Origin of the sequence: Pseudomonas sp. EL_65y_Pfl1_R83, assembly GCF_963970695.1 — a bacterium.
Lineage (GTDB): Bacteria > Pseudomonadota > Gammaproteobacteria > Pseudomonadales > Pseudomonadaceae > Aquipseudomonas > Aquipseudomonas tritici.
In genome coordinates this window covers 1-23,271 of sequence record NZ_CAXAQI010000013.1, presented here as the reverse complement: position 1 = coordinate 23,271, position 23,271 = coordinate 1, and the positions used below count along the sequence as shown (strand labels likewise).

Annotated in this window: 24 protein-coding genes and 1 pseudogene; 12 read left to right on the top strand and 13 right to left on the bottom strand. The window is 60.2% G+C overall.

From position 1 onward, the window contains the following. The first annotated feature begins 120 nt into the window (after positions 1-120). From AACY08_RS18595 to AACY08_RS18570, 6 genes are all read left to right on the top strand, one after another. Positions 121-1,950 carry an extracellular solute-binding protein gene (locus AACY08_RS18595; protein ID WP_339470800.1) on the top strand — a complete coding sequence of 610 codons (1,830 nt, stop codon included), beginning with the start codon at positions 121-123 and terminating at the stop codon, positions 1,948-1,950. Beyond that, positions 1,947-3,791 carry an extracellular solute-binding protein gene (locus AACY08_RS18590; RefSeq protein ID WP_339470799.1) on the top strand — a complete coding sequence of 615 codons (1,845 nt, stop codon included), beginning with the start codon at positions 1,947-1,949 and terminating at the stop codon, positions 3,789-3,791. The genes AACY08_RS18595 and AACY08_RS18590 overlap by 4 nt, the downstream gene beginning before the upstream one ends. Beyond that, entirely contained in the window at positions 3,792-4,868 is a 1,077-nt protein-coding gene (locus AACY08_RS18585) for a microcin C ABC transporter permease YejB (protein WP_339470797.1), read from the top strand. It begins immediately after the preceding gene. A 1-nt stretch (position 4,869) separates the two neighbouring features. Then, positions 4,870-5,889 carry an ABC transporter permease gene (locus AACY08_RS18580; RefSeq protein ID WP_339470796.1) on the top strand — a complete coding sequence of 340 codons (1,020 nt, stop codon included), beginning with the start codon at positions 4,870-4,872 and terminating at the stop codon, positions 5,887-5,889. A gap of 1 nt (position 5,890) precedes the next feature. Next, complete coding sequence (locus AACY08_RS18575; RefSeq protein WP_339418321.1) at positions 5,891-7,492, top strand: ABC transporter ATP-binding protein; 1,602 nt, start codon at positions 5,891-5,893, stop codon at positions 7,490-7,492. Between the two features lie 74 nt (positions 7,493-7,566). Beyond that, positions 7,567-8,460 (top strand): AraC family transcriptional regulator, encoded by an 894-nt coding sequence (locus AACY08_RS18570; protein WP_339470795.1) that lies wholly within the window; start codon positions 7,567-7,569, stop codon positions 8,458-8,460. Here AACY08_RS18570 and AACY08_RS18565 read toward each other — a convergent pair. Continuing rightward, positions 8,402-8,989 carry a LysE family translocator gene (locus AACY08_RS18565; protein ID WP_339470793.1) on the bottom strand — a complete coding sequence of 196 codons (588 nt, stop codon included), beginning with the start codon at positions 8,987-8,989 and terminating at the stop codon, positions 8,402-8,404. The genes AACY08_RS18570 and AACY08_RS18565 overlap by 59 nt on opposite strands. A gap of 352 nt (positions 8,990-9,341) precedes the next feature. Next, the gene (locus AACY08_RS18560; protein WP_339470791.1) at positions 9,342-10,226 is read right to left on the bottom strand and encodes an NAD(P)/FAD-dependent oxidoreductase; all 885 of its coding nucleotides are present in this window, start codon (positions 10,224-10,226) and stop codon (positions 9,342-9,344) included. A gap of 142 nt (positions 10,227-10,368) precedes the next feature. Here AACY08_RS18560 and AACY08_RS18555 point away from each other — a divergent pair, with 142 nt between their 5' ends. Next, a complete protein-coding gene (locus tag AACY08_RS18555; RefSeq protein ID WP_339470790.1) occupies positions 10,369-10,806 on the top strand; it encodes an Rrf2 family transcriptional regulator in 438 nt (145 codons plus the stop codon). Here AACY08_RS18555 and AACY08_RS18550 read toward each other — a convergent pair. Then, positions 10,803-11,432, bottom strand: coding sequence for a ribonuclease T2 (locus AACY08_RS18550; RefSeq protein WP_339470789.1), 630 nt, complete (start codon positions 11,430-11,432; stop codon positions 10,803-10,805). The genes AACY08_RS18555 and AACY08_RS18550 overlap by 4 nt on opposite strands. Positions 11,433-11,468: 36 nt before the next feature. Further along, positions 11,469-12,449 carry a Gfo/Idh/MocA family protein gene (locus tag AACY08_RS18545; protein ID WP_339470788.1) on the bottom strand — a complete coding sequence of 327 codons (981 nt, stop codon included), beginning with the start codon at positions 12,447-12,449 and terminating at the stop codon, positions 11,469-11,471. Positions 12,450-12,574: 125 nt separating this feature from the next. Between AACY08_RS18545 and AACY08_RS18540 the strand changes: the two genes are divergently transcribed. Next, the gene (locus AACY08_RS18540; protein ID WP_065876121.1) at positions 12,575-12,937 is read left to right on the top strand and encodes an NUDIX hydrolase; all 363 of its coding nucleotides are present in this window, start codon (positions 12,575-12,577) and stop codon (positions 12,935-12,937) included. Positions 12,938-12,962: 25 nt separating this feature from the next. Here the strand turns inward: AACY08_RS18540 and AACY08_RS18535 are convergent, their stop codons facing one another. From AACY08_RS18535 to AACY08_RS18520, 4 genes are read right to left on the bottom strand one after another with little or no spacing between them, the layout of a single operon-like run. Next, on the bottom strand, positions 12,963-13,430 hold the full coding sequence (locus AACY08_RS18535) for a periplasmic heavy metal sensor (protein ID WP_339470787.1): 468 nt from the start codon (positions 13,428-13,430) through the stop codon (positions 12,963-12,965). Further along, positions 13,427-13,858 carry a hypothetical protein gene (locus tag AACY08_RS18530; RefSeq protein ID WP_339470786.1) on the bottom strand — a complete coding sequence of 144 codons (432 nt, stop codon included), beginning with the start codon at positions 13,856-13,858 and terminating at the stop codon, positions 13,427-13,429. Before AACY08_RS18530 ends, AACY08_RS18535 begins: the two co-directional genes overlap by 4 nt. Then, positions 13,855-14,433 (bottom strand): RNA polymerase sigma factor, encoded by a 579-nt coding sequence (locus AACY08_RS18525; protein WP_339470785.1) that lies wholly within the window; start codon positions 14,431-14,433, stop codon positions 13,855-13,857. The genes AACY08_RS18530 and AACY08_RS18525 overlap by 4 nt, the downstream gene beginning before the upstream one ends. A 29-nt stretch (positions 14,434-14,462) precedes the next feature. Beyond that, positions 14,463-14,774: a YXWGXW repeat-containing protein gene (locus AACY08_RS18520; protein WP_339470783.1), complete on the bottom strand. Its 312-nt coding sequence runs from the start codon at positions 14,772-14,774 to the stop codon at positions 14,463-14,465. Positions 14,775-14,987: 213 nt separating this feature from the next. On the opposite strand from AACY08_RS18520, the gene AACY08_RS18515 reads away from it, so the two are divergent. After that, the gene (locus AACY08_RS18515) at positions 14,988-15,128 is read left to right on the top strand and encodes a hypothetical protein (protein ID WP_167345841.1); all 141 of its coding nucleotides are present in this window, start codon (positions 14,988-14,990) and stop codon (positions 15,126-15,128) included. On the opposite strand, the pseudogene AACY08_RS18510 reads toward AACY08_RS18515, so the two are convergent. After that, positions 15,125-15,259, bottom strand: a pseudogene (locus AACY08_RS18510) (DUF1652 domain-containing protein); the annotation flags it as partial. The gene AACY08_RS18515 and the pseudogene AACY08_RS18510 sit on opposite strands and share 4 nt — an antisense overlap. A 140-nt stretch (positions 15,260-15,399) precedes the next feature. Between AACY08_RS18510 and AACY08_RS18505 the strand changes: the two are divergent. Continuing rightward, positions 15,400-16,344 carry a sensor domain-containing diguanylate cyclase gene (locus tag AACY08_RS18505; protein ID WP_339470781.1) on the top strand — a complete coding sequence of 315 codons (945 nt, stop codon included), beginning with the start codon at positions 15,400-15,402 and terminating at the stop codon, positions 16,342-16,344. 266 nt (positions 16,345-16,610) lie between these two features. On the opposite strand, the gene AACY08_RS18500 is transcribed toward AACY08_RS18505, so the two are convergent. After that, entirely contained in the window at positions 16,611-16,871 is a 261-nt protein-coding gene (locus tag AACY08_RS18500; RefSeq protein ID WP_339470780.1) for a hypothetical protein, read from the bottom strand. Between the two features lie 4 nt (positions 16,872-16,875). Next, complete coding sequence (locus tag AACY08_RS18495; RefSeq protein WP_339470778.1) at positions 16,876-17,322, bottom strand: GNAT family N-acetyltransferase; 447 nt, start codon at positions 17,320-17,322, stop codon at positions 16,876-16,878. A gap of 144 nt (positions 17,323-17,466) precedes the next feature. On the opposite strand from AACY08_RS18495, the gene AACY08_RS18490 reads away from it, so the two are divergent. After that, positions 17,467-17,604 carry a hypothetical protein gene (locus AACY08_RS18490; RefSeq protein WP_445261447.1) on the top strand — a complete coding sequence of 46 codons (138 nt, stop codon included), beginning with the start codon at positions 17,467-17,469 and terminating at the stop codon, positions 17,602-17,604. 4 nt (positions 17,605-17,608) lie between these two features. Here the strand turns inward: AACY08_RS18490 and AACY08_RS18485 are convergent, their stop codons facing one another. Both AACY08_RS18485 and AACY08_RS18480 read right to left on the bottom strand, forming a co-directional pair. After that, positions 17,609-17,938: a hypothetical protein gene (locus AACY08_RS18485; protein WP_339470776.1), complete on the bottom strand. Its 330-nt coding sequence runs from the start codon at positions 17,936-17,938 to the stop codon at positions 17,609-17,611. 89 nt (positions 17,939-18,027) lie between these two features. After that, positions 18,028-20,529, bottom strand: a complete 2,502-nt coding sequence (locus tag AACY08_RS18480) for a TonB-dependent siderophore receptor (RefSeq protein ID WP_339470774.1) — start codon at positions 20,527-20,529, stop codon at positions 18,028-18,030. A gap of 253 nt (positions 20,530-20,782) precedes the next feature. Here AACY08_RS18480 and AACY08_RS18475 point away from each other — a divergent pair. Further along, positions 20,783-23,271 (top strand): DUF6531 domain-containing protein (locus AACY08_RS18475; RefSeq protein ID WP_339470773.1); only part of this gene is annotated, 2,489 nt, incomplete at its 3' end.

Below are 23,271 nucleotides of genomic sequence, written 5' to 3'. Positions count from 1 at the left end.
TTCACACCATTCAATACCGCGCCAGCCCTCAAAGGGCCTTCCCAACGGCCTTTTTCCAACCGGAACAAGCTGTTACTGTACCGATCATAAAGCCCAAGCCGCCTGGATCGGATCTCTGACTTGAAGCGTCCCCTCCTTCTACTAATAAGTCTGGCCTTGAGCTTTGGTGCGAACGCGACAATTACCGAGAGCCACGGGTATACGCAGTTCGGCAGGCTCAAGTACCCGGCCAAATTCACCCACTTCGACTGGGTAAACCCTGCAGCGCCGAAAGGCGGCATATTGCGGGTGATGGCCTTTGGCACCTTCGATACGCTCAACCCCTATACCTTCAAGGGCTCCAGCCCGGTTTCCACCCCCAATTTCCTGCAATACGGCGTCAATGAGCTGAACGAGCCATTGATGGTCGGTACCGGCCAGTACGCGCCCTCCGGCGACGAACCCACCTCCAGCTACGGGCTGATCGCCCAGTCGGTGGAGTACAGCGAGGATCGCAGTTGGGTGGTGTTCAACCTGCGCCCGGAAGCACGCTTCCACGATGGCAAGCCGATCACCGCCTATGACGTGGCGTTTTCCTATCGCACCCTGCTCACCGAAGGCCACCCGCAATACCGCACCAACCTGCAGGAAGTGGCGCGGGTGGACATCCTCAATCGTCACCGCATCCGCTTTGTGTTCAAGCGCGCCGGCAACCCGCTGCTGATCCTGCGCCTGGGCGAGTTGCCAATATTGCCCCAGCACTACTGGAAAAATCGCGACTTCAAGGCCACCACCTTCGAGCCGCCGCTGGGCAGCGGGCCGTACCGCATCAGCAAAGTCACGCCAGGCCGGCAACTGGTGTTCGAACGGGTCAAGGATTACTGGGGCAAGGACCTGCCGGTCAACCAGGGCTTCTATAACTACGACAAGGTCGAAGTGGAGTTCTATCGCGACAGCGATGTGGCGTTCGAAGCCTTCAAGGCCGGTGAGTTTGATATCTATATCGAACACCAGGCCAAGAACTGGGCCAATGGCTACAACTTCCCGGCGGTGAACCGTGGCGATGTGATCAAAGCGCAGATTGCCCACCAGATCCCAACGCAAAGCCAGGGCCTGTTCATGAACACCCGTCGGCCAACCTTCAGCCAGACCAAGGTGCGCGAAGCACTGGGGCTGATGTTCGACTTTGAATGGACCAACCGCACCCTGTTCAGCAACGCCTACAAGCGCACATTGAGCTACTACCCCAACAGCGAATTCGCCGCTACCGGTGTTCCAACCGGCCGTGAGTGGCTGATGCTCTCACCGTACCGCGAGCAGTTGCCGGCCAGCCTGCTTACCCAGCCGTTCAGCCTGCCGCAGACCGATGGTCGCGGCATCCCCCGCGAGACGATGCGCCATGCGCTCACCCTGCTCGGTGAAGCCGGCTGGAAGCTATCGGGTCAGCGCCTGCTGAACAAGGATGGGCAACCGCTGCGCTTCGAAATCCTGTTGGTCAACCCGAACCTTGAGCGCATCCTGCAGCCCTTTGTCGAGAACCTGATCAGCATCGGTATCGACGCGCGCCTGCGCACCGTCGACCGCGCACAGTACAAGCAGCGCCTGGATCAATTCGACTTCGACATGATCCTGATCACCCTCAACCAGACCCTGAGCCCGGGCCTTGAGCAGTGGCAGTACTTCCACTCCAGCCAGGCCGCGATCAAGGGCAGCAAGAATTACGCCGGCATCAATAATCCGATTGTCGATCACCTGCTGGAACAACTGCTGGCGGCGCAGACCCGCGAAGAGCAACTGGCCGCCGGCCGTGCCCTGGACCGTGTGTTGCTGTGGCAGCACTACAGCATTCCCAATTGGTACCTCAACTATCATCGCCTGGCCTACCGCAACCGGTTCGCCTTTGTCACCACGCCGCCCTACAGCCTGGGCCTGAGCGCATGGTGGCTGAAAGCTTCGGAGAAAGCCCAATGATGTATTTGCGCAACGCACTGCTCGGCAGCCTGCTGCTGTGCACCGCAGCCCATGCCGCTCCGCAACACGCACTGACGCTTTACAACGAACCGCCGAAGTACCCCGCCGACTTCAAGCACTTCGACTACGTCAACCCGCAAGCGCCCAAGGGCGGCACGTTCCGCGAGTCGGCCATGGGCGGTTTCGACAGCCTCAACCCCTACATCAGCAAGGGCGTGCCGGCCGACAACCTGGGCCTGATCTACGACACCCTGGCCATGCAAAGCCTGGATGAGCCAATCACCGAATACGGACTGGTCGCCGGCAAGATCGAAAAAGCCCCGGACAACAGCTGGGTGCGCTTCTACCTGCGTCCCGAGGCGCGCTTCCACGACGGCCACCCGATCCGCGCCGAAGACGTGGTGTTTACCTTTCAGGAGTTGATCAAGGACGGCTCGCCGATCTACCGCACCTATTACGCCGACGTCGACGAAGTGATCGCCGAAGCCCCACTGAAGGTGTTGTTCAAGTTCAAGCGCACCAACAACCGCGAACTGCCGCTGATCCTCGGGCAATTGCCGGTATTGCCCAAGCATTGGTGGGCGACCCGCGACTTTGCCAAGGGCAACCTCGAGGTACCACTGGGCAGCGGGCCGTACAAAGTGGCCGAGGTCAAGGCCGGGCGTATGATCCGCTACGAGCGGGTCAAGGACTACTGGGCCAAGGACCTGCCGGTCGCCAAAGGTTTCTACAACTTCGATAACCGCATCACCGACTACTACCGCGACAGCACCGTGTCCCTGGAGGCCTTGAAGGCCGGGCAGTTCGACTACTGGCTGGAATTCAGCGCGAAGAACTGGGCCAACGCCTACAACACACCGGCAGTCAAAGAAGGCCGTTTGATCAAGGAAGAGATCCCCAACGGCAACCCTACCGGCATGCAAGGGTTTGTGTTCAACATGCGCAAGCCGATGTTCCAGGACGTGCGCGTGCGCAAGGCCATCAGCCTGCTGCTGGATTTCGAGTGGAGCAACAAGCAGCTGTTCAACGGCGCCTACACGCGCACCCGCAGCTACTTTGAAAACTCGGAGATGGCGGCCACCGGCCTGCCCGGCCCGGATGAGCTGAAAATCCTCGAGCCCCTGCGCGATAAGATCCCGCCCGAAGTTTTCACCCAGGCGTTTGAGCCGGCCAAAACCGACGGCAGCGGGATGATCCGTAAACAGCAGCGCGAAGCCTATCAACTGTTGCAGGAGGCCGGCTGGCGCATTGTCGATGACAAGATGGTCGACACCACCGGCAAACCGGTGACCATCGAGTTCCTGCTCGCGCAGACCGAGTTCGAACGTATCCTGCTGCCGTTCAAGCGCAACCTGGCCGACCTGGGCATTGAACTGGTGATCCGCCGGGTTGACGTCTCGCAATTCGTCAACCGCATTCGCTCGCGGGACTTCGACATGCTGGTGGGCAGCTTTCCGCAATCCACCTCGCCGGGTAACGAACAACGGGAATTCTGGAAGTCTTCAAGCGCCGACAAACCCGGCAGCCGTAACTACATGGGCCTCAAGGACCCGGCTGTCGACCAATTGGTGGAAGAGCTGATCGACGCCGACTCGCGCAAAAGCCTGGTGGCCCATGCCAAGGCCCTGGACCGCGTACTGCAGTTCGGCTACTACGTGATTCCCAACTGGCACATCAAAACCTTCCGCGTGGCGTACTGGGACCATCTGGGTCACCCCAAAGTCGCGCCGCGCTACGACGTCGGCACCGCCACCTGGTGGGAAAAACCCGATGTCAAACCGGCTGTCACCCTAGACACAAGCACAAACACGAGCGCCGATTCGGCGAGCGGAGGCGATTAAATGCTGGCCTATATTCTTCGTCGCCTGTTGCTGATCATCCCCACGCTGTTCGGAATTCTGCTGATCAACTTCGTCATCATCCAGGCCGCTCCCGGTGGGCCGGTGGAACAGATGATCGCCAAGCTTGAAGGCTTTGAAGGCGCCACCAGCCGCATTGCCGGTGGCGGCGCAGAGGTCTCGGTGGCCGGCTCCAACAGCTACCGCGGCGCGCAGGGCCTGGACCCGGCGCTGATCAAGGAAATCGAAAAGATGTACGGCTTCGACAAATCGGCGCCGGAACGCTTGTGGATCATGGTCAAGAACTACGCCACGCTGGATTTTGGCGACAGCTTCTTCCGTGACGCCAAGGTCATCGACCTGATCAAGGAAAAGATGCCAGTGTCGATTTCCCTTGGGTTGTGGAGCACGCTGATCATGTACCTGGTGTCGATCCCCCTGGGGATCGCCAAGGCCACGCGGCATGGCAGCCATTTCGACGTGTGGACCAGTTCGGCAATCATCGTTGGCTACGCAATCCCGGCGTTCCTGTTTGCGATCCTGTTGATCGTGGTGTTTGCCGGGGGCAGTTATTTCAACTGGTTCCCCTTGCGCGGGCTTACGTCGAACGACTTTGACGAGCTGAGCTGGGGCGGCAAGATCATCGATTACTTCTGGCACCTGGCGTTGCCGATCACAGCGTTGGTGATCGGCAACTTCGCCACCATGACCCTGTTGACCAAGAACAGCTTCCTCGACGAGATCAACAAGCAGTACGTGGTCACCGCCAAAGCCAAGGGCCTGACCAACCACCGCGTGCTCTACGGCCATGTATTCCGCAACGCAATGTTGCTGGTGATCGCCGGCTTCCCATCGGCGTTTATCGGTATTTTCTTTACCGGTTCGCTGTTGGTGGAGGTGATCTTCTCCCTCGACGGCCTGGGTCTGATGAGCTTTGAAGCCGCGATCAACCGCGACTATCCGGTGGTGTTCGGCACGCTGTTTATCTTCACCTTGCTGGGGCTGATCGTAAAACTGATCGGCGACCTCACCTACACCCTGGTCGATCCGCGTATCGACTTTGCCAGCCGGGAGCATTGAGATGAACCTGTCCCCCCTCAATCGCCGCCGGTATGAGCGGTTCAAGGCCAACAAGCGTGGCTGGTGGTCGCTGTGGCTGTTCCTGGTGCTGTTCGTGCTGAGCCTGGGCGCGGAGCTGATTGCCAACGACAAGCCGCTGGCCGTGCACTATGACGGCGGCTGGTACTTCCCGGCGCTCAAGCGTTACCCGGAAACTGCGTTCGGCGGTGAATTCCCGCTAGAGGCCAACTATAAGAGCCCATACATCCAGGGACTGCTCAACGCCAAGGATGCCTGGACCTTGTGGGCACCGATCCCATTCAGCTACCAGAGCATCAACTACGACCTAAAAGTGCCAGCTCCGGCGCCCCCCTCTAGCGTCAACCTGCTCGGCACCGACGACCAGGGCCGCGACGTGTTGGCGCGGGTGATCTACGGCTTTCGTGTGTCGGTGCTGTTTGCCCTGACACTCACCGTGCTCAGCTCAATCATCGGCGTGATCGCCGGCGCGTTGCAGGGCTTCTACGGCGGCTGGGTCGACCTGGCCGGGCAACGTTTCCTGGAGATCTGGTCCGGGTTGCCGGTGCTGTACCTGTTGATCATCCTCGCCAGTTTCGTGCAGCCCAACTTCTGGTGGTTGCTGGGGATCATGCTGCTGTTTTCCTGGATGAGCCTGGTGGACGTGGTGCGCGCGGAGTTCCTGCGCGGACGCAACCTGGAATACGTGCGCGCGGCCAGGGCCTTGGGCATGCAGAACGGCGCGATCATGTTCCGGCATATCCTGCCCAACGCCATGGTGTCGACCATGACCTTCATGCCGTTCATTCTTACCGGCGCCATCGGCACCCTCACCGCGCTGGACTTCCTTGGCTTTGGCTTGCCCGCCGGTTCGCCGTCGTTGGGTGAACTGGTGGCTCAGGGCAAATCCAACCTGCAAGCGCCGTGGCTGGGCATGAGTGCCTTTGCCGTGCTGGCGATCATGTTGAGTTTGCTGGTGTTTATCGGCGAGTCCGCTCGCGATGCCTTCGACCCGAGGAAATGAGATGAATCAGGACAATCTGATCGAAATCCGCGACCTCTCTGTCGAGTTCGTCACGGGCGAACATCACCACCGCGTGGTGAACAACGTCAGCTTTGATATCAAGCGCGGCGAAACCCTGGCCTTGGTCGGCGAAAGCGGCTCGGGCAAATCGGTGACCGCCCACTCGATCCTGCGCCTGCTGCCCTACCCGCTGGCGCGGCACCCATCCGGCACCATCAACTACGCCGGGCAAGACCTGCTGACGCTCCAGGAAAAAAGCCTGCGGCACATTCGCGGCAACCGCATTGCGATGATCTTCCAGGAGCCAATGACCTCGTTGAACCCCCTGCACAACATCGAAAAGCAGATCAACGAAGTGCTCGGCCTGCACAAGGGACTCACCGGCAAAGCCGCCACCCTGCGCACCCTGGAACTGCTGGAGCTGGTTGGCATTCCCGAACCGCACAAGCGCCTCAAGGCCCTGCCCCACGAACTGTCTGGCGGCCAGCGCCAGCGGGTGATGATTGCCATGGCGCTGGCCAATGAGCCGGAGTTGCTGATCGCGGACGAACCGACCACCGCCCTCGACGTCACGGTGCAGTTGAAGATCCTCGAATTGCTCGAAGCGTTGCAGGCACGCCTGGGCATGGCGCTGTTGCTGATCAGCCATGACTTGAACCTGGTGCGGCGTATCGCCCATCGCGTGTGCGTGATGCAAAAGGGCTGCATCGTTGAGCAGGCCGATTGCGAGACACTGTTCCAATCACCTCAGCATCCGTACACCCAGGAACTGCTCGCGGCTGAACCCAGCGGCGGGCCGGCGACCAATGAAGTCGGCCCCCCGTTGCTGGAGGTGGATGACCTGAAAGTGTGGTTCCCGATCAAGAAGGGCTTTTTGCGCAACACCGTCGATTACGTCAAGGCGGTGGACGGCATTAACTTCAGCCTGCCTCAGGGGCAAACCCTGGGCATCGTCGGCGAAAGCGGCTCGGGCAAATCCACCTTGGGCCTGGCGATTCTGCGGTTGATCGCCAGCAAGGGCGGGATTCGCTTCGAAGGCCAGCAACTGGACACGCTGACCCAGCAACAGGTGCGCCCGTTGCGCCGGGAAATGCAGGTGGTGTTCCAGGACCCGTTCGGCAGCCTGAGCCCGCGCATGTGCGTCAGCGAGATCGTCGGCGAAGGCCTGCGCATCCACAAGATGGGCACAGCCGCCGAGCAGGAAGCGGCGATCATCGCGGCACTCAAGGAAGTGGGCCTCGACCCGGATTCCCGGCACCGCTACCCCCACGAGTTCTCCGGCGGCCAGCGCCAGCGCATCGCCATCGCCCGCGCGCTGGTGCTCAAGCCTCGCCTGATCCTGCTTGACGAACCCACCTCCGCGCTGGACCGCACGGTGCAACGCCAAGTAGTGGAACTGCTGCGCAGTTTGCAGGCCAAGTACAACCTGACTTACTTGTTTATCAGCCATGATTTGGCGGTGGTGAAGGCGTTGAGTCACCAACTGATGGTGGTTAAGCACGGGCAGGTGGTAGAGCAAGGCGATGCACGGGCGATTTTTGCTGATCCGCAGCATGCTTACACGCGGCAACTGCTGGAGGCAGCCTTCCTCGTACCCGCCTGACGTACACAGGCTGACGACCCTGGCGGTCTGTGCAATGATCGTCCCCCGGTCTCTAAAGGGATGGAACCACCGCCATGTCGTTGAACAACACCGCGCAACCCGCACACGCACCACGCTTTTGGCGTGATGAGCGCTTGCCGTTCATTGAAGCACGTACCATCGATGATGGGCGCAAGGTGACCTACACCCGGCACGCGCACGAGCATTTTTCGATTGGCGCAGTGACGACGGGGCGCAGCTACTACCACTACGGCGCGCAAACCTTTGAGATCAGCGCGGGCACCGTGGTGTTGATGAACCCCGGCGACGTTCACGCGTGCAATCCCATCGAGAATGAACCGTGGTCCTACCAGATGCTGTACCTCGACACGCCGTGGCTGGCCGACTTGCAGCACCAGTTGGGTTTCAGCACGGACCAGGGTTACCGGCCCTTCGACACGCCTTACACTCGGGACACGCTGCTGTACAACGGCCTGCTGGAGTTGTATCGAATACTGGTGGACGAACAGGCTGAACACCTGCAAAAACAGAGTGCGCTGGTGAGTTACTTCACTGAGGTGCAACAACGCCTCAACCCCTCCGACACCCCGGTACGCGAGGTCAACCACAAGCTGGAGCGCGCTGCCGAATACATCCGCGCCCACTGCACCCAGGCGTTGAAACTGGAAGATATCTGCGCGGCGGCCGAGTTGTCGCCGTCTTACCTGATCCGCGCCTTCAAGCAGTATTACGGGCTGACGCCCCATGCATTCCTGGTCAACCAGCGCATCCAGTTTGCCCGGACGCAATTGCGTCAGGGCGAGTTGATCGCCGATGTGGCCCAGGCCGCAGGTTTTGCCGACCAGGCGCATTTCCAGCGCACGTTCAAACAGCATTTCGCCGCCACGCCGGGGCAATACCGCGACCGGCTCACGCCATCAGCAAATAACCCACACTGGCCACCAGCAACGCGGCCATTGAGCGGTTGAACAGCCGCACGCCCTGGGGGTTGCTGAGGTAGCGGCGCAGGAACGTGCCGGCGTAGGCCCAGCAAGCGACCGCCAGGTAACAGATCACCAGATAAATCGCCGCAAACAGCCAGACCTGTGCGGTATCGCCATCCGCCACAAACAACCCCATCCCCGCCACGCAGGCCAGCCAGGCCTTGGGATTGAGCCACTGCATGATCGCGCCATAGAGCATCGACGGCGCAATGGCCGTGCGGTCGGCGTCCAGCCGGCCGTTGTCCACCGCCAGTTTCCAGGCCATGTACAGCAAAAACGCCACCCCACCCCACTGGATCAACTGGGTCAGGATCGGCCAGCGCAGCAGCACTTGATGCAAGCCGAGGCCAATCAACACCAACAGCAACGTAAAGCCCACGGCGGCGCCGAGCACGTGTTTCTGGCTGGCGGCAAAACCGAAGCGCGCGCCTGTACTGAGCGCGACGACATTCACCGGCCCCGGTGTGATGGAGGTCGCCAGGGCGAAGGCAGCCATGGAAATGATCAAGCTCATGGGGGGTCCCTTTTAGGGTGATGGGTGCAGATGGCTTCACGGTAAAGGGCAAAACGGCGGCGGTATTGAAGAAAATGCCCTCCGCAGGCTTATTTGACAAACAACTCCCAATTCCGGGCTTTCACGTGCCCGGCGCGGCAGTAGGCGTCGAACCAAGGCTGGGGTCCAGGGGCAGCGCGCAATCGGCATGGGGCGCGAAGCACAGTGACACCCTGGAGCCTGGCTCGTCGCGTACCACCCACCACTGTTGCGACAAGGGGTTCTTGCGAAAAGTCGTGGGCTGAGTTGTTCCAAGCGACGCAGGATGTCCGGTTCCTTACTTTCGCCATCAAGCCAGTGCCGTCTGGGCGCCTCAACCGTCGATCAACGAGAAGTGCGCGCCCACGCCGGCACGCACGCCCTCGGCCACGGCCAGCGCGACGGAACCGGCGGCAAGGGAGACATCACCACCAGCAAACACACCGGGCACGGAAGTCTGGCGCATTTCATTGGTGTGCAGATAACGGCCGGCCGGGCCATCGACCCGCTCACAGCCCAGTTGCTCGGCCAATGGGCTGATACGGGTGCGGGACTGGGTGAAGATGCCGTCGAGGTTGAACACCCGGCCATCATCCAATTCCAGATCGGCGCGCTCGCCGCGGATGCGCCGTACAGCGCCGTGTTCGACGCTGACCCTACGTCGATCCAACTGCGCTTGCTGCTCGGCATCCGGGGTAAACACGCCATTGGTGAACAAGGTGGTGGCGCCCCAGTCGGGTAGCATCAGCGCGTGGTGCATGGCCAGGGGTGATGTGGCCAGTACGCCGATACGGCCTTGATCCAGCTCATAGCCATGGCAGTAAGGGCAGTGGAACACGTGCTTGCCCCAACGCTCTTCGAGGCCTTCGATGTCAGGCAAGTCGTCGACCACGCCGGTGGCAAGGATCAGGCGCTTACCGTGAAACGTAGCGTGATGTTCGGTGCGCACACTGAAACCTTCCGACTGCGCCACGGCGTGCACCGCATTGCCCTGCACCCAGGTGACCGTCGGATACGCCATCAATTGGCTGCGCCCTTGCGCGGCGATGACTTCCGGCGCCTGGCCGTCCTGACTGAGAAAACCGTGAGACGTGGCCGCAAAGCGATTGCGCCGCTGCCCTGCATCGATCACCAGCACTTGGCGTCGCGCCCGCGCCAATTGCAGGCCCGCCGACAGTCCGGCATAGCTGCCGCCCACGATAATCACGTCGTACATCATGAAAGTAACCCCAAATGGTGCACTCGGTTATCCAAGCGCTTTCACGACACACCATAAGTTACGTGAAAATACCCCGTCAAGGGTCTCGCAACTTTTCAGGTTACAAACGATACTTTCCGCCGAATTGATCAGAGATCCCTTGATGAGAAACGACACCCGCCTCTCGCGCATGCTCCACGTGCTGATCCATATGGGCCGCCATGAAGAGCGCGCCACCTCGGAGACCATCGCGCAGATGCTCGGCACCAACCCGGTGGTGGTGCGGCGCACGCTCGGGTTGCTCAAGGAAAAGGGTTACGTACGCTCGGAAAAAGGCCACCAGGGCGGTTGGTGCCTGGGCAAGCCCTTGAGTGAAATCACCCTGCTGGATATTCACAACGCCTTGGGCACGCCGTCGCTGTTTGCTATCGGCCTGTCCACCGATCACCCGGAGTGCCTAGTGGAACAGGCCGTCAATGCGGCGCTCACGGGGGCTTTCGAACAAGCCCAGGCGTTGCTGCTGGAACGCCTGGGAAAGGTCACGCTGGCGCAGTTGGCCGAGGATTTTGACGAGCGCTATCGCGTCGCGATGATGCCCTAGCGCTGGGCGGGAATGCGGATATCGCCGTCGCGGCACTGGGTTTTGACGCTGCGCGGGCAGCCGGCGAAGGCCAGGTCCTTGGTCAGGCACACGCGCACTTCCGATAACACGTTGCCTTTGCAGATCACCGCCAGCCCATGGCTGCCCATGCGCGGGTTGCTCTCACGAAACAACGCCTCGATCTCACGGGCTTGTAACGACGGCGGCGTATTGAACGGCTGCAGTTGCTGCGCAATGTTCACCACACCCAGCGCCTCGTCGGTTTTTTCCAGATACGCCAGTGGCTCCAGCCCGCTGCAGGTGCCATGCTTGGCCCATTCGTGCCGAAGCAGTGAACGGGTCGGGAACAATGCAGCACCTTTTTCGATTTCTTCGCGACTCAACTGCGATCGCGCTGAGCACGAAGCCGGCCACCCACCCCGTGCGTACTGCGGCCATAAGCCATGCAGCACAAAGCCGTAGCCCTTGCCCGAACACTGTTCATTGGCCGGGTGCGTGAGGCAGAAGGTTGGCGACCATGACAACGACAGCACATAGAAATCAAACTCTCCAGGCGTGCCTTGGCTACGCGGGGCCGCCACTGCACTTGTGGCGAGTACCAGCCACACCATCACCCAGTATTTCATTGGTCTGTTCCTTGGAAAAAGAAAACCCTATCGCGACTACCCAGGATGATGGGGGTTACGTTGTAGCACCTTGTCCAGGATCCGATCGGTCTTCAACGCTTCGATGGCCAATGACGGATGCTCGGCTTCGCCACGGATATGCGCATTCATGGCCAATACGTGATGCCACTGGATATGCGCGTGACAGGGTACTTCCAGCACCTCATGGGTCTCGCCCTCAAGGTGCAGGGGCTGGTCCTCGAACACCGAGAACCGGATGCGCCCACGACTGCCGATCATCTCGACCACATCTTCACGCCGGTCCGCGACGAAGCTCCAGCAGCCCATACCCAACGCGCCGGAGCTGAACGTCCAGCACGCCGTCACTGCATCCTCGGCCGCATAGCGCCCGGCCTGGCGCGCGGTGAAGCCCGAGACTTCGATGATGTCCCCGGCCAGGTACTGGAACAGGTCGAAGCCATGGCTGGCCAAGTCGGCGAAATAGCCGCCACCGGCAATCGTCGGGTCGGTACGCCAGTTAGCGGCGCTGGCGTCGTCGACTCCCGCAGGTTTGCACAAGGTCCAGGTCAGGTGACGCAGCTCACCGATGCGCCCGTCCCGCAGCCAGTCACGCACTTGCTGGAAGCGCGGCAGCGAGCGGCGGTAGTAAGAAACAAACAGATGCAGCCCGGCACGCTCGAACGTGCGCTGCATCAACGCGCTCTGCTCGGCATTCAGCGACATGGGCTTCTCGACGCAGCAATGTTTGCCGGCTGCGGCCACCATCAGGCTGTATTCAAGGTGGCTGTCGGGCGGCGTGGCGATGTACACCGCGTCAACGTCGGGGTCGTTGATCAGTGCCTGGGCGTCGGTATAGAAGCGCGCGATACCGTGGCGTGCCGCATAATCACGCACAACAGTTTCACGGCGCCCCATCACGGCCACCAGCGCAGAACCTGGCGCTTTGTAGAAAGCCGGTCCACTCTTCAATTCAGTGACACTGCCACAGCCGATCATGCCCCAGCGTACGGTGCTCATCTGCTCTCCTCGTCCGTTTTGATCAATCGGGCAGTATCCACATCCCCACACGTCAGCGCCATAACCACTTAGCATGACAATTGAATTACAATTTTATGACATTCATTGCGCTGCGGGGCTAAACGATGAAAATACGCGCAACGGTCATCTGCGAACACGAGGGGCATATCCTCTTCGTGCGTAAGGCCAGGTCAAAATGGGCCTTGCCGGGCGGCAAGGTAGAACGCAACGAGCGCCCGGTCGGCGCCGCCGAACGCGAGCTGCAAGAAGAAACCGGGTTGAACGTGGACGGCTTGCTCTACTTGCAAGAGCTGAAAGCCCGCGACACCGTTCACCACGTTTTCGAAGCGTCCGTTGTGAACATTGCCGATGCAAAACCTTGCAACGAAATAATCGATTGCCAGTGGCATCCCTATGGCGCGATGGAAGAACTCGACACCACCGACGCTACCCGACACATCGTTAAATCCTTCCTACGTCGCCTGTAGTTCGGCGCTCTGCCCGCTGGCCAGCTCAAGACCGAGGTTTTTTCCCGGCCATCTGCCCACGCACATACAACGCCTCCACCAACGTCTGCCGCTCCTCCCGAGGCAATGTACTGGCAAACTGCGCCAATGTCGTATCCACCAGCGCCCGCAGCGCCATATCCGCCTCACGCGCCTTGGCCAATTCAGTCACCAGCACATCCCGGTCCAACGTCGGCGCTTCCAACTGCTTGATCACCCCGAGCCGCGCCTCCCGGCCCGCCATGACCAGCGGCTGGCTGTCAGTGCTGTTACGGCGCAACAGCTGACGCAACTCCCTGCGCCGCTCCGGCGATAAGTTGACCATGGCCTGGCGCAGGCCGTGCTGGCTGACCATCGCTACGGCGGTCTTGGCGTTGACCCTCCAATGGTAGAGGCCTCCGCCCACGCCGCCGATCAAAAATACATTGAGCAATACCGAGACAAACAACCACGGTTTCAGGGATTTAGCGGTCATTGCTCGGTGTCCTCGGCGTTGACGGTAAAGATGACTTGCGCATCGCCCTGATCGAAGACACTGGGCAACACTTCGGATGACAACATCGGCAGCGGCACGCTCATCGACGCAACCAGCATCCCGGTAACAATGCCGGCAATGCTCACGCCCACCAGGCCCACAGGCGACAACCAGTTGGCGTAGCGCGACCAGAACGACCTGCGGCGCGGCGCAAACTGGCGGATCTGCCTCGCCAGTGCCGGGTCGGTAAGCGCCAGTTGATAGCTGTTCAGCTGGGCGTCGAGCCAACCGGCCTCCTCCAAGGCCGCGCGGGCACTGGGATGAGCACTTTCAAGCAGTGCCTGCGCTGCGCCTTGCTCCGCCAGAGGCCAGCGCTTTAAATCGGCCCCATAGGCGTCGGCCAGATACGCAAATCGTTCGGGTGTCATGTCTTTCCCCTTCCTGGGCGGCCAAGCCCGGGTGTGTCGGCAAGGCTGCTGCGCAACTGGCGTCGGGCCCGCGACAGCAGGCTCTCCAGTGCCTCGACGCTGATGTTCATCAGGGCCGCGGCGTCGATGTTCGACAGCTCCTGGTAGTACTGCAACACAATGGCTTCGCGCTGGCGCTCGGGCAATGCCGCCAAGGCGGCGGCCATGCGTTCGCTGCGGTCGGCGGTTTCCAACTGTTCATCCAAGGACGGTGCGCTGTCGGCCAATTCCAGCGCTTGCGCGTCGCTCAGAGGGCGCTCCTTGCGCCGGCGCAGGCGGTCATGGCAAAGGTTCAGCGCGACCCGATGCAACCAGCTGTCGAAGCGCGCTTCGCCACTGCGCCAACTCGCCGCCTGGCGCCAGATGCGCAGGAAACTTTCCTGGGCCACGTCCCTGGCTTCATCGGCATCCCCCAGGATCCGGCTGGCAAGCGCCAGCAGACGCGGCAGTTTGCGCGTCACCATTTCGTTGACGGCCGCGGGGGCGTTGTTGCCGATGCGTGCAAGCAGTTCAACGTCCGGATCAGTGTCTTTCAATCGGGCAACTCTCAGTCCGGGTGGCTGATTCAGCGGATCCAATGCCCCTCACGCCAGTACCAATTGGGGCCGTGGGCTTCCCAATGGCCAGGCTCCCAGCGCGCATTGCGCATCACAGGCTGCCAGTGGCCGGGCTTCCAAGCGTAGCCGCGTCCCTCCCAGCGCCAGTGTCCACGGTCCCAGACGTAACCCGGGCGCTCCACGGGGATCATTTCCACGCGCTCCGGCGGCGGCGCCTGGCGGATGATGATTTCGGTCTGGGCAAACGTGGGGGTGCTGACAAACGCGGCGAGCGCCAGCGGAGCAAGCAAGGCAACACGCAATTTGGCCAGGGGTCTCATGGCAACTCCTTCATTCAACGCGCGAAAGTGCGGGTTGCTGATGGGTTGAACGGTGGGTGCAAAAAAATCCGTCGAAGAATGTGCAGGTTATTTGCGCAGGCAGTATTGCCCGGGGGATGGCGGCGCTTGATGAAATGTTTGAAAGCTTCGCGACGGATTTACGCCGCTGGCAGCGTTGAAGGATTAACGCCTATCCACCCAAGAGGACACACCATGTACCGTCGACTTTCCATGCTGGTTGCCGCGTTGCTGATCGTCAGCCTCAGCGGCTGCGTAATCCTGCCGGAGCACCGCCATTGCTGCTGGCGCTATTACGGCGCGCTCGATACGCCGACCCACACCGTCAACGGCTAGCCGACCACCGCAAACCCAAGGCGCCCGGCCGTGATCTCGGTGCGCAACTCGCCAATCAGGTTTGAGATGGAACGGATGCTGTCCAAACCCTCGGGGGACACACCGGTCAGCAGCAGGTCGACCCGGCCGGAAAACGCTCGAAGATGTCGATTCGCTGACGTCAAAAAACCCTGCCTGCGACCTCTCGTCTGCTGTTTCGGAGGGCACTTGACTCCACGCGTCGATCACAAGAGGCTCTCGGCCTTTCGCCATCATTCTGAGCAAAGCCCCTATGAGCATCGACCCTCCCAGCCAGCCCGACAGCGATGTGTACAAGACATTATTGGAGTCGACCAAGGCCATCCCCTGGCGCATTGATTGGCAGAGCATGGCCTTCAGTTATATCGGCCCGCAGATCGAGACCTTGCTCGGTTGGAGCCCGCAAAGTTGGGTCAGCGTGGACGATTGGATCGAGCGCATGCACCCGGACGACCGTGAATACGTGGTGAATTTCTGCGTGTCGCAATCCCGCGCAGGGGTCGACCACGAGGCGGATTACCGGGCGCTGACCACGAAGGGCGACTACGTGTGGATTCGCGACGTGGTGCACGTGGTGCGCAAGGACGGTGAAGTCGACGCGCTGATCGGCTTTATGTTCGATATCAGCGAGCGTAAGAAGACCGAAGAACACTTGGTGCGCCTGCAAAAACAACTTGAGGAATATTCCTACCAGGATGGGCTGACCGGCATCGCCAACCGACGCATGTTCGACACGGTGCTGGAACGGGAATGGGCCAGCGCCCAGCGCAGTCAGTTGCCACTGTCGCTGATCATCCTGGATATCGATTTTTTCAAGCAGTACAACGACCACTATGGCCATATCAAGGGCGACGAATGCCTGCGCCAAGTCGCGCACACCCTGTCACAGGCCGCCAACCGGCCACGGGATTTCATTGCGCGCATCGGCGGCGAAGAATTTGTGTGGTTACTGCCGGAAACCGATGCGGCGTCGGCCAGGCAAGTGGCGCAACGCTGCCTGCACCTGATTCGCCAAAGGCAGATCGAGCATGGTTTTTCGCCGGTATCGAACCTGTTGACCTTGAGCCTGGGCGTCGGCACACACATCGTAAAACCCGATAGCCCGATGCTGGGGTTTGTCGAAGAGGTCGATAAGTTGTTGTACCAGGCCAAACGCAATGGGCGGATGCGTGCAGCGTTCGCCACAGGTGAAGTTTGACGTTGAGGTCAAATTGCAGGCAAAAAAAATCCCAAGTAGCTGATGGAAACTTGGGATTTAAAAATGCATAAACCGTGGGAGGTGAACGCCCGGCTATAGTAGCGACTGTAAAAAGCTGTAACAAGATTATTTTAATCCTTTCGTCGGATTAAAAGCGCTGTAAGTCATTCAATAACCACACATTTTTTAAGGTGGCGGACTCTATGAATGCCACTTTTTGGTGCAAATACCGCCAAAATTCCCCCTTATAAAAAAGGGTTATTGAATTAAGGCGGCGTCACACTTTTCGACATACGCTCGTTCAACGGCTCACATGTCTCGCGTGTATCAAGGCTATTAGGCAGTAGTGAACGCGCGATACTTTCCACCTGCCGACAGAGTGCCAAGCGCTCGTTGGCGGCTTGCCTCGCGCGATCAACCTGGGCGTTGAGCTGGACAAAATAAATCCCCAGCAATACGGCAACGCAAAGCACTCCGAGCACGAAGTAGCGCACGCTGTTAGAAGACGACGGCTCGGGCGCGTTCATTAGACTACTGCGTCCTGCTCTTCTCGTATCGCACATCATCGCCGTCAACCTGACCGACCACGACCCAACCGAGCCGCTGATAAAAACCGTTGGCGCGTATTTCGTCGCGGCCATCGGTGATCAGATACAGCCGGTCATGGTGTTCAAACAGCGCGGCTTCGGCGACCGCCATCAGCTGACGGCCCAGGCCCAGGTTTTCGTGAGTGGGCCGTACGAACATCGCAAATACCTCGCCTTCGGCCAGGTCGACCATGGCAAAGGCGACGACCCGGCCATCCACTTCAGCGACCCACACGCAGGGCGCTGCCTCGATGCTCTCGGCCAACACCTGCGGCGTGATGCCCAGCCCAGCCATCTGTTCGACACTCAAATGGTTCTGCACCACCGACGTGCGGATGCTGAACAGCGTGTCGATATCGTCCTGCGTCGCCGTGCGGATTAGCGTTTGCATACTGGCCCCCCTGATAGAGGACGCAATTGTATGCAAATAGAAACACAGTGAATGTCGTGGATTTGTAAAGCGCTCTGCAGGCACTTGTCATGCTGCTTTCGCGAATAAGGAGAGCAGCACGGGGACGAAATAGTCCAGGCCAGCGTGCGTTTCAACACTGCCCTGGAAAGCAGCTTTGGCCCGCGAGTGATTACCGCTACCCGCAAGGGCATGGGCGTATCGCCCCTGCTGCGTTCAGTGCTGTATTTCCAGGAAGATGCCAGCCCAGCGCCGTCGCACTAAGCGGTTATTTGCGGGCAACTTTGTAGCGCACACAGTCCTGATAGAAACTCTGGCGAATCGCCTCGGGTTTCAGCCGTGAGCCGCTGTCGTAGGTCTGTTCAGTGATGCCCATGGCCATCATGCGCATCCAGGATTTATTGAATTTGATGGTCTGGATTTTCTGCCGCGCGGCGTACAGCGACACCCCCGACAACTTGAGTTTCTGGGCCCTGGCGGCGGTGCCTGCGCCCCAACTGCACATGTACTTGTCACCCTCGCGCAGCTCCCGTGCCTGCACGGCAGCTGCGCCGCCGGCCAGGGAGCAGGCGATCAGCATGATTCCAACAGTGCGCATTTGCATCCCCACCTAACCACCTGAAATAAAAGCGATTCTGGCGAGGATTTTGTTACAAAGGGGCCATTAAATTGCCTTATTGCGTGCCATCACCACTGGTAAGTGGCGCTCGCCTGCACGGTCCGCTGCGAGCCATACCAGCACCACGAGTAGGAGTAGCAGGAGGCGACGTACTCTTTATTCGCCAGGTTGGTTGCGTTGAGCGCCAGGCGCAGGTTGTCCTTAAGGCTGGTGAGGTTTGGGATGTCGTAGTGCACCGCCGCATCGAACAAGGCGTAGCCCGGCACTTTCAGGGTGTTGGCGGTATCGCCCCAGGACGAGCCGATGTAACGTGCGCCCGCACCCGCGCCGAAGCCCTTGAGGTGGCCATCGTGGAAGGTGTAGTCGGCCCACGCCGACGCAGTGTGGCGCGGTACGGCGTAGGTGGTGGTGCCTTCGGCGGCGAGGTTCGGGCCTACGCCGATATCGCCGATGGGCGAATAGCGCACGGTGTTGTTGGACTGGCTGATGCGGTTGTCCAGATAGGCGTAGGCCGCAGTAATGTCCAGATTATCGTTGAGGCTAGCCTTGCCCTCCAGCTCAAAGCCACGCGATTGCACTTCGCCGTCCTGGCTCTGGCAGCGTCCGCTGCCGCACAGGTGGGTGGGGTCCGGGTCGGTGGTCAGTACGTTGGTCTGGCGCAGGTCGAAGATCGCCGCCGTAATAAAGCTGTTGCTCCCCGGCGGCTGGTACTTGATGCCGATTTCATACTGTTTGCCTTCAGTCGGCTTGAACACCGAACCGCCATACCCGGTGCCCGATTGCGGGTTGAAGGACTCCGCGTAGCTGGCATACGGTGCCAGGCCATTATCGAACAGGTAGACCAGGCCGATACGGCCAGTAAACGCCTTGCTGTCCAACGAAGATTTACTCTTGACGCCGCTGCGCAGGGCCTGGGTACTGCTATCGGTGCTGGCCCAGTCATAACGACCGCCCAGCAGCAATACCCACTTGTCCCACTTCATCTGCTCTTGCAGGTAGACACCGGTTTGTTCGCTGCGCGAGGTGCCGTCGGTGGTATAGGCCGGCACGGGGACCGCCGCGCCGTAGACCGGATCAAAGATATCCAGTGTGGGCCCGGCCTTGTAAACGCCTGAGCCGGACAGCGTATCGGTGCTGGTGTTCTGGTAATCGAGCCCCATCAACAAGGTGTGCTGCAACGGCCCCGTCTCAAATTTGGCCTGCAACTGGTTGTCGAGGGTGTAGGCATCCATATCGACATCACTGGCAATGGTCGAACGCTGGATGGTGCGGTAATCCGATAACAGGATGTTGCTGTAGAGGCTGCGGTATTGGCCTTCGGTGCGCAGGTAACGGGCATTCTGGCGCACGGTCCACACGTCATCGACATGATGCTCGAACGCCCAGCCGATCGAGTAATACTCGCGGTCGCTTTTCTCGAACTTCTTTTCGCCATCGTAGAGATCCACATCGATGCTGCGCCCGGTCGGGCTGTGCAGCACCGAGCCCCAGGCCGGCACCGAGCCGTAAGACGCGCCTTTGGGGTCCTTCTGGAAATGCCCGAGCAGGGTCAACGACGTGGCGTCATCCGGGCGCCAGGTAAAGGCGCTGGACAATGACTGACGGCGCGTCTCGGTGTGTTCCACCTGGCCATCGGCATCGTCGAAAAGCCCGGCCACGCGGTACGAATACACACCCTGATCATCCAGCGGGCCGCTCAAGTCAAAAGTGGTGCGCTTCTTGTTGAAGGTGCCGTATTCCACACCCACTTCATGAAACGGCGCGTCTAACGGGCGCTTGCTGACCATGTTGATCACCCCGCTCGGCGTGCCCTGCCCATATAACACCGACGCTGGGCCGCGCAGCACTTCGACGCGTTCCAGGTCAAACGCGTCCTTTTGCGGCAAGGCGTCACGGCTCGAAGGCATGCGCAAGCCATCGAGGTAAGTGGCCGGGGCGAAACCGCGAATGGTCAACTGATCGAGACGCGACGCGGTAGCACCACGGGTTTCCGGGATAACAGCGGCGCTGTAGCGCAGGATCTGGTTAAGGCTCTCGGCGTTTTGCGCACGCATCTGGTCTTTGGTGACGATGGAGATCGACTGCGGGGTTTCGATCAACGCGGTATCCGTCTTGGTGCCCGACAAACTGCGCGTGGCCACATAACCCGACACCGGACCGGTCGGGCTTTCGGCTTGGTACGCACCGCTGATGGTGGTGGCCTGCAGCTCCATGGCCGCGCCGTTATCCGGGATAGCTTCCAGGCGGTAGCGATCGGCGGAGAGTTTCATCGCCTGCAGGCCGCTGCCAGCGAGCAGTTGGTTCAGCGCAACTCCGGTGTCGTATTGCCCGCTCAACCCCTTGCTGCGCTTGCCCCGGGTCAAGCTCGCATCGAAGGCCAACACCAGGCCCGCCTGCTCGGCCAGGCTATTGAGCGCCTGGCTCAGGTCACCGGCAGGAATCGAGAAACCGCGCACGGCGCTGCTGCTTTCTTCGGCGAAGACGGTTTGGGCAGTCAGCAACGGCACGGCGGCAAAAGCCATCGCCACTGACAGGGTCAGTGGGTGCAAGGGACGAGCAAGGCGCGACATGGGAAATCCTGCGTAAGGGAGGTTCTATTAACCATGACGGCCATGTCGGGGAATCGGGCAAGGATGAGAGCGATTTTTATTTGAGAGTGGTTGCTGCAATCAGTTTTATCGCTTTTTTGTGTAGCTCTTGGGGTTGGTATTGCGCGGTTATTTCCCCTTTGTAGTGGGCCTTTTCTGAATTTCTCAACCGTTCATCCAGCCGCTTTTTGCTCCGGCATGCTCCGACGCCTTGCCCTTTGTCGAGCCGTCACGGATGACCCACGCTTCCCACATCAGCCTTATCGAATTTGAGCTCGATGGCTTTCATCAGAGCGTGGAGATTTATCGCCAGCAGATGGGCGCTTGGTATTCGCGTGCGCTGGATTCGGTGAGCCACGGGTTGGACATGCCGTCGTTGCTGGGGATGGATCGGGTGTTGCGGGTCGGGGGTTCGCAGCGGTCGGTGAGCATGGCAGATACGGGCTTTGCGACCGTGGCCCAATGCCCGATGGGCGGCGAGCTGAAAATCGAGAGCCTGTTCGAGTCGGTGTATGACGTGCCGATCGGCGATATCCCGGTGGAGGTGGTCGGGCTGGATGACGGCAGCTCCACCGTGATCATGCTGGATGAACAGGGTAAAGGCTCACACCACTGCGCCGCCGGCGGGCGGTATCAGGTGCGGGTGCAGGGCGGCGTTTCTGCGGAGCAGGTAGACGCGCTATTTGCCTCTTACGCTGGGCTGATGGCGGATCTGGAGCAGTGGCTTCGGTCGCAGTGGGCTGGGTTTAAGCCGCATTGGGAGCGATCTACTGCCAGCGCGATTGGCAGCGGCCTATTGGCGGGCAGTTGGGCGGCGATCCGTGATGTGTGGGACAGCATCAAGCTGGTGCAGGCAATTCTTGAAGACCCGCTGAAGTTCGTCGGGCAACTGGGTGATCAGGCCGCCAAGTTGGCACAAATCGCCACCGACGCCCCCAAGGTCATGGAGCAGGCGATGTTGCTGGCCAGTGATGAGGCGGCGCTGTTCCTGTTGGTGCGCACGGCGATGATCTGGCTGGACGCGTTACCGCCCGGTGAAATGGCCGAGGTGGCGGCTGGGTTCGTGGTGTCGTTGCTGGTTGATCTGGTAATTGGCGTGGTGTTGACCATCGCATTGCCAGCGGCGGGCGTGGCGTATTTGAGCTTGCGGTTGGTCAAGTATGGCGCGCAGATCCTCGAGGCGGCGGTGAGCTTTGTTCGGGGGCTTCTGGCGATTCTGAAGAAGTTTATGCAGGCCATGGATCGCTACAAGGCGGTGGCCGTTCGCGGGGTGGTTGGCGGGCTGAAGCAAGGCACGATGCAGATGCGCTGGAAGGCCCGGCAAAACGCGGTATTGAAGCAGACAGAGCATGTAGATGACGTGCCTGCTGGTTCGAAAAATCCGGCGGGAGATGCGACGGCTTCTTCGGATAAGACCGCGACCAATGGCTGCCCGGTGTCGATGGTCACCGGGGAGGAATTGCTGACGCTGACCGATGGTGCGCTCGATGGGATTTTGCCGTTCGAGTGGACTCGGTTGTACCGCACCAGTGCGGTGGAAGTGGATTGCGGGCTGGGGTTTGGCTGGAGTCATTCGCTGGCGCATCGGCTTGCTGTTTCCGGTGACTCGGTCGTTTGGACAGACCATGAGAATCGCTCGACCACCCTGCCCTTGCCATCTGTTTCTCGGCCAGCAATCACCAATAGCTTGGCTGAAGCGGCGATCTACTTGGGGTCTTTGCCTGATGAATTAGTCCTGTCTCAAGGGTCACGTTTCTACCATTTCTGCGACGGTGTGCTGACAGCGATCAGCGATGCGTATGACAACCGGCTGCGTATTTTCCGTAACTACCTGGGGCAGATCGAGCGGCTGGACAACGGCGTCGGGCGCTCGTTGTTTTTGCGCTATGCATCGGGCCGCATTGTCGCGGTGGATTACCAGGTTGAGCGGGCGGTGGATGAAGGTCCGTTTGTCTGGGTGACGGAGCAGAAGGTTGTTTCCTATGCCTATGACGATGCCGGTCGGTTGGTTTCAGCGACTAACGCTGTAGGCGAAAGTGAGGTTTATCGGTACGACGATCAGCACGTCATTCTTGAGCGCGGACTGGCCGGTGGGGCGAGCTTCTTTTGGGAATGGGAACGGTCTGGTAAGGCGGCGCGGTGTGTCCGGCATTGGGCGAGCTTTTCGCAGATGGACACGCGGTATGTGTGGGGTGACGACGGGCAGGTCACGGTTCATAACGCCGATGGCAGCCAGGAAGTCTACGTGCATGACCAGCGGGCGCGGCTGGTGAGGCGGGTAGATCCCGATGGTGCTGAGCATTTCAAGTCCTACGATGACAAAAGCCGGCTGACGGTTGAGCAGGATCCTCTCGGTGCGATCACGGCCTACCAGTACGACGAAGCCGGACGCTTGGTGGCGTTGTTTCCGGGGGATGACGAGCCGACTTCCTACGAGCATGACAATGGGTTCGTACGGGTTGTAAGGCGGAGTCTGGCGGTTTGGAAATATGAGCGTAATGACCAGGGCGACGTTACGCGTAGGACCGATCCAGACGGACACTCCACGGACTACAGCTATAACAAACACGGGCAGTTGATTGGGGTTTGGTACCCGGATCACAGTTGTCAGCGGCTGGTCTGGAATGAACGCGGACAACTGCTTGAAGAACAATGGCCGAATGGCGGTATCAAGCGCTATCGCTATGACGATCGTGGCCGACAAATTGCGCGTGAAGATGAGCA

Bases quoted from the DNA above. Each gene is read 5' to 3' on its own strand.
- AACY08_RS18560 (WP_339470791.1), bottom strand. From the start codon at position 10,226: ATGATGTACGACGTGATTATCGTGGGCGGCAGCTATGCCGGACTGTCG.
- AACY08_RS18590 (WP_339470799.1), top strand. From the start codon at position 1,947: ATGATGTATTTGCGCAACGCACTGCTCGGCAGCCTGCTGCTGTGCACC.
- AACY08_RS18530 (WP_339470786.1), bottom strand. From the start codon at position 13,858: ATGACACCCGAACGATTTGCGTATCTGGCCGACGCCTATGGGGCCGAT.
- AACY08_RS18515 (WP_167345841.1), top strand. From the start codon at position 14,988: ATGTACCGTCGACTTTCCATGCTGGTTGCCGCGTTGCTGATCGTCAGC.
- AACY08_RS18495 (WP_339470778.1), bottom strand. From the start codon at position 17,322: ATGCAAACGCTAATCCGCACGGCGACGCAGGACGATATCGACACGCTG.
- AACY08_RS18505 (WP_339470781.1), top strand. From the start codon at position 15,400: ATGAGCATCGACCCTCCCAGCCAGCCCGACAGCGATGTGTACAAGACA.
- AACY08_RS18540 (WP_065876121.1), top strand. From the start codon at position 12,575: ATGAAAATACGCGCAACGGTCATCTGCGAACACGAGGGGCATATCCTC.
- AACY08_RS18550 (WP_339470789.1), bottom strand. From the start codon at position 11,432: ATGAAATACTGGGTGATGGTGTGGCTGGTACTCGCCACAAGTGCAGTG.
- AACY08_RS18585 (WP_339470797.1), top strand. From the start codon at position 3,792: ATGCTGGCCTATATTCTTCGTCGCCTGTTGCTGATCATCCCCACGCTG.
- AACY08_RS18575 (WP_339418321.1), top strand. From the start codon at position 5,891: ATGAATCAGGACAATCTGATCGAAATCCGCGACCTCTCTGTCGAGTTC.
- AACY08_RS18580 (WP_339470796.1), top strand. From the start codon at position 4,870: ATGAACCTGTCCCCCCTCAATCGCCGCCGGTATGAGCGGTTCAAGGCC.
- AACY08_RS18565 (WP_339470793.1), bottom strand. From the start codon at position 8,989: ATGAGCTTGATCATTTCCATGGCTGCCTTCGCCCTGGCGACCTCCATC.
- AACY08_RS18520 (WP_339470783.1), bottom strand. From the start codon at position 14,774: ATGAGACCCCTGGCCAAATTGCGTGTTGCCTTGCTTGCTCCGCTGGCG.
- AACY08_RS18485 (WP_339470776.1), bottom strand. From the start codon at position 17,938: ATGCGCACTGTTGGAATCATGCTGATCGCCTGCTCCCTGGCCGGCGGC.
- AACY08_RS18535 (WP_339470787.1), bottom strand. From the start codon at position 13,430: ATGACCGCTAAATCCCTGAAACCGTGGTTGTTTGTCTCGGTATTGCTC.
- AACY08_RS18480 (WP_339470774.1), bottom strand. From the start codon at position 20,529: ATGTCGCGCCTTGCTCGTCCCTTGCACCCACTGACCCTGTCAGTGGCG.
- AACY08_RS18570 (WP_339470795.1), top strand. From the start codon at position 7,567: ATGTCGTTGAACAACACCGCGCAACCCGCACACGCACCACGCTTTTGG.
- AACY08_RS18555 (WP_339470790.1), top strand. From the start codon at position 10,369: ATGAGAAACGACACCCGCCTCTCGCGCATGCTCCACGTGCTGATCCAT.
- AACY08_RS18545 (WP_339470788.1), bottom strand. From the start codon at position 12,449: ATGAGCACCGTACGCTGGGGCATGATCGGCTGTGGCAGTGTCACTGAA.
- AACY08_RS18500 (WP_339470780.1), bottom strand. From the start codon at position 16,871: ATGAACGCGCCCGAGCCGTCGTCTTCTAACAGCGTGCGCTACTTCGTG.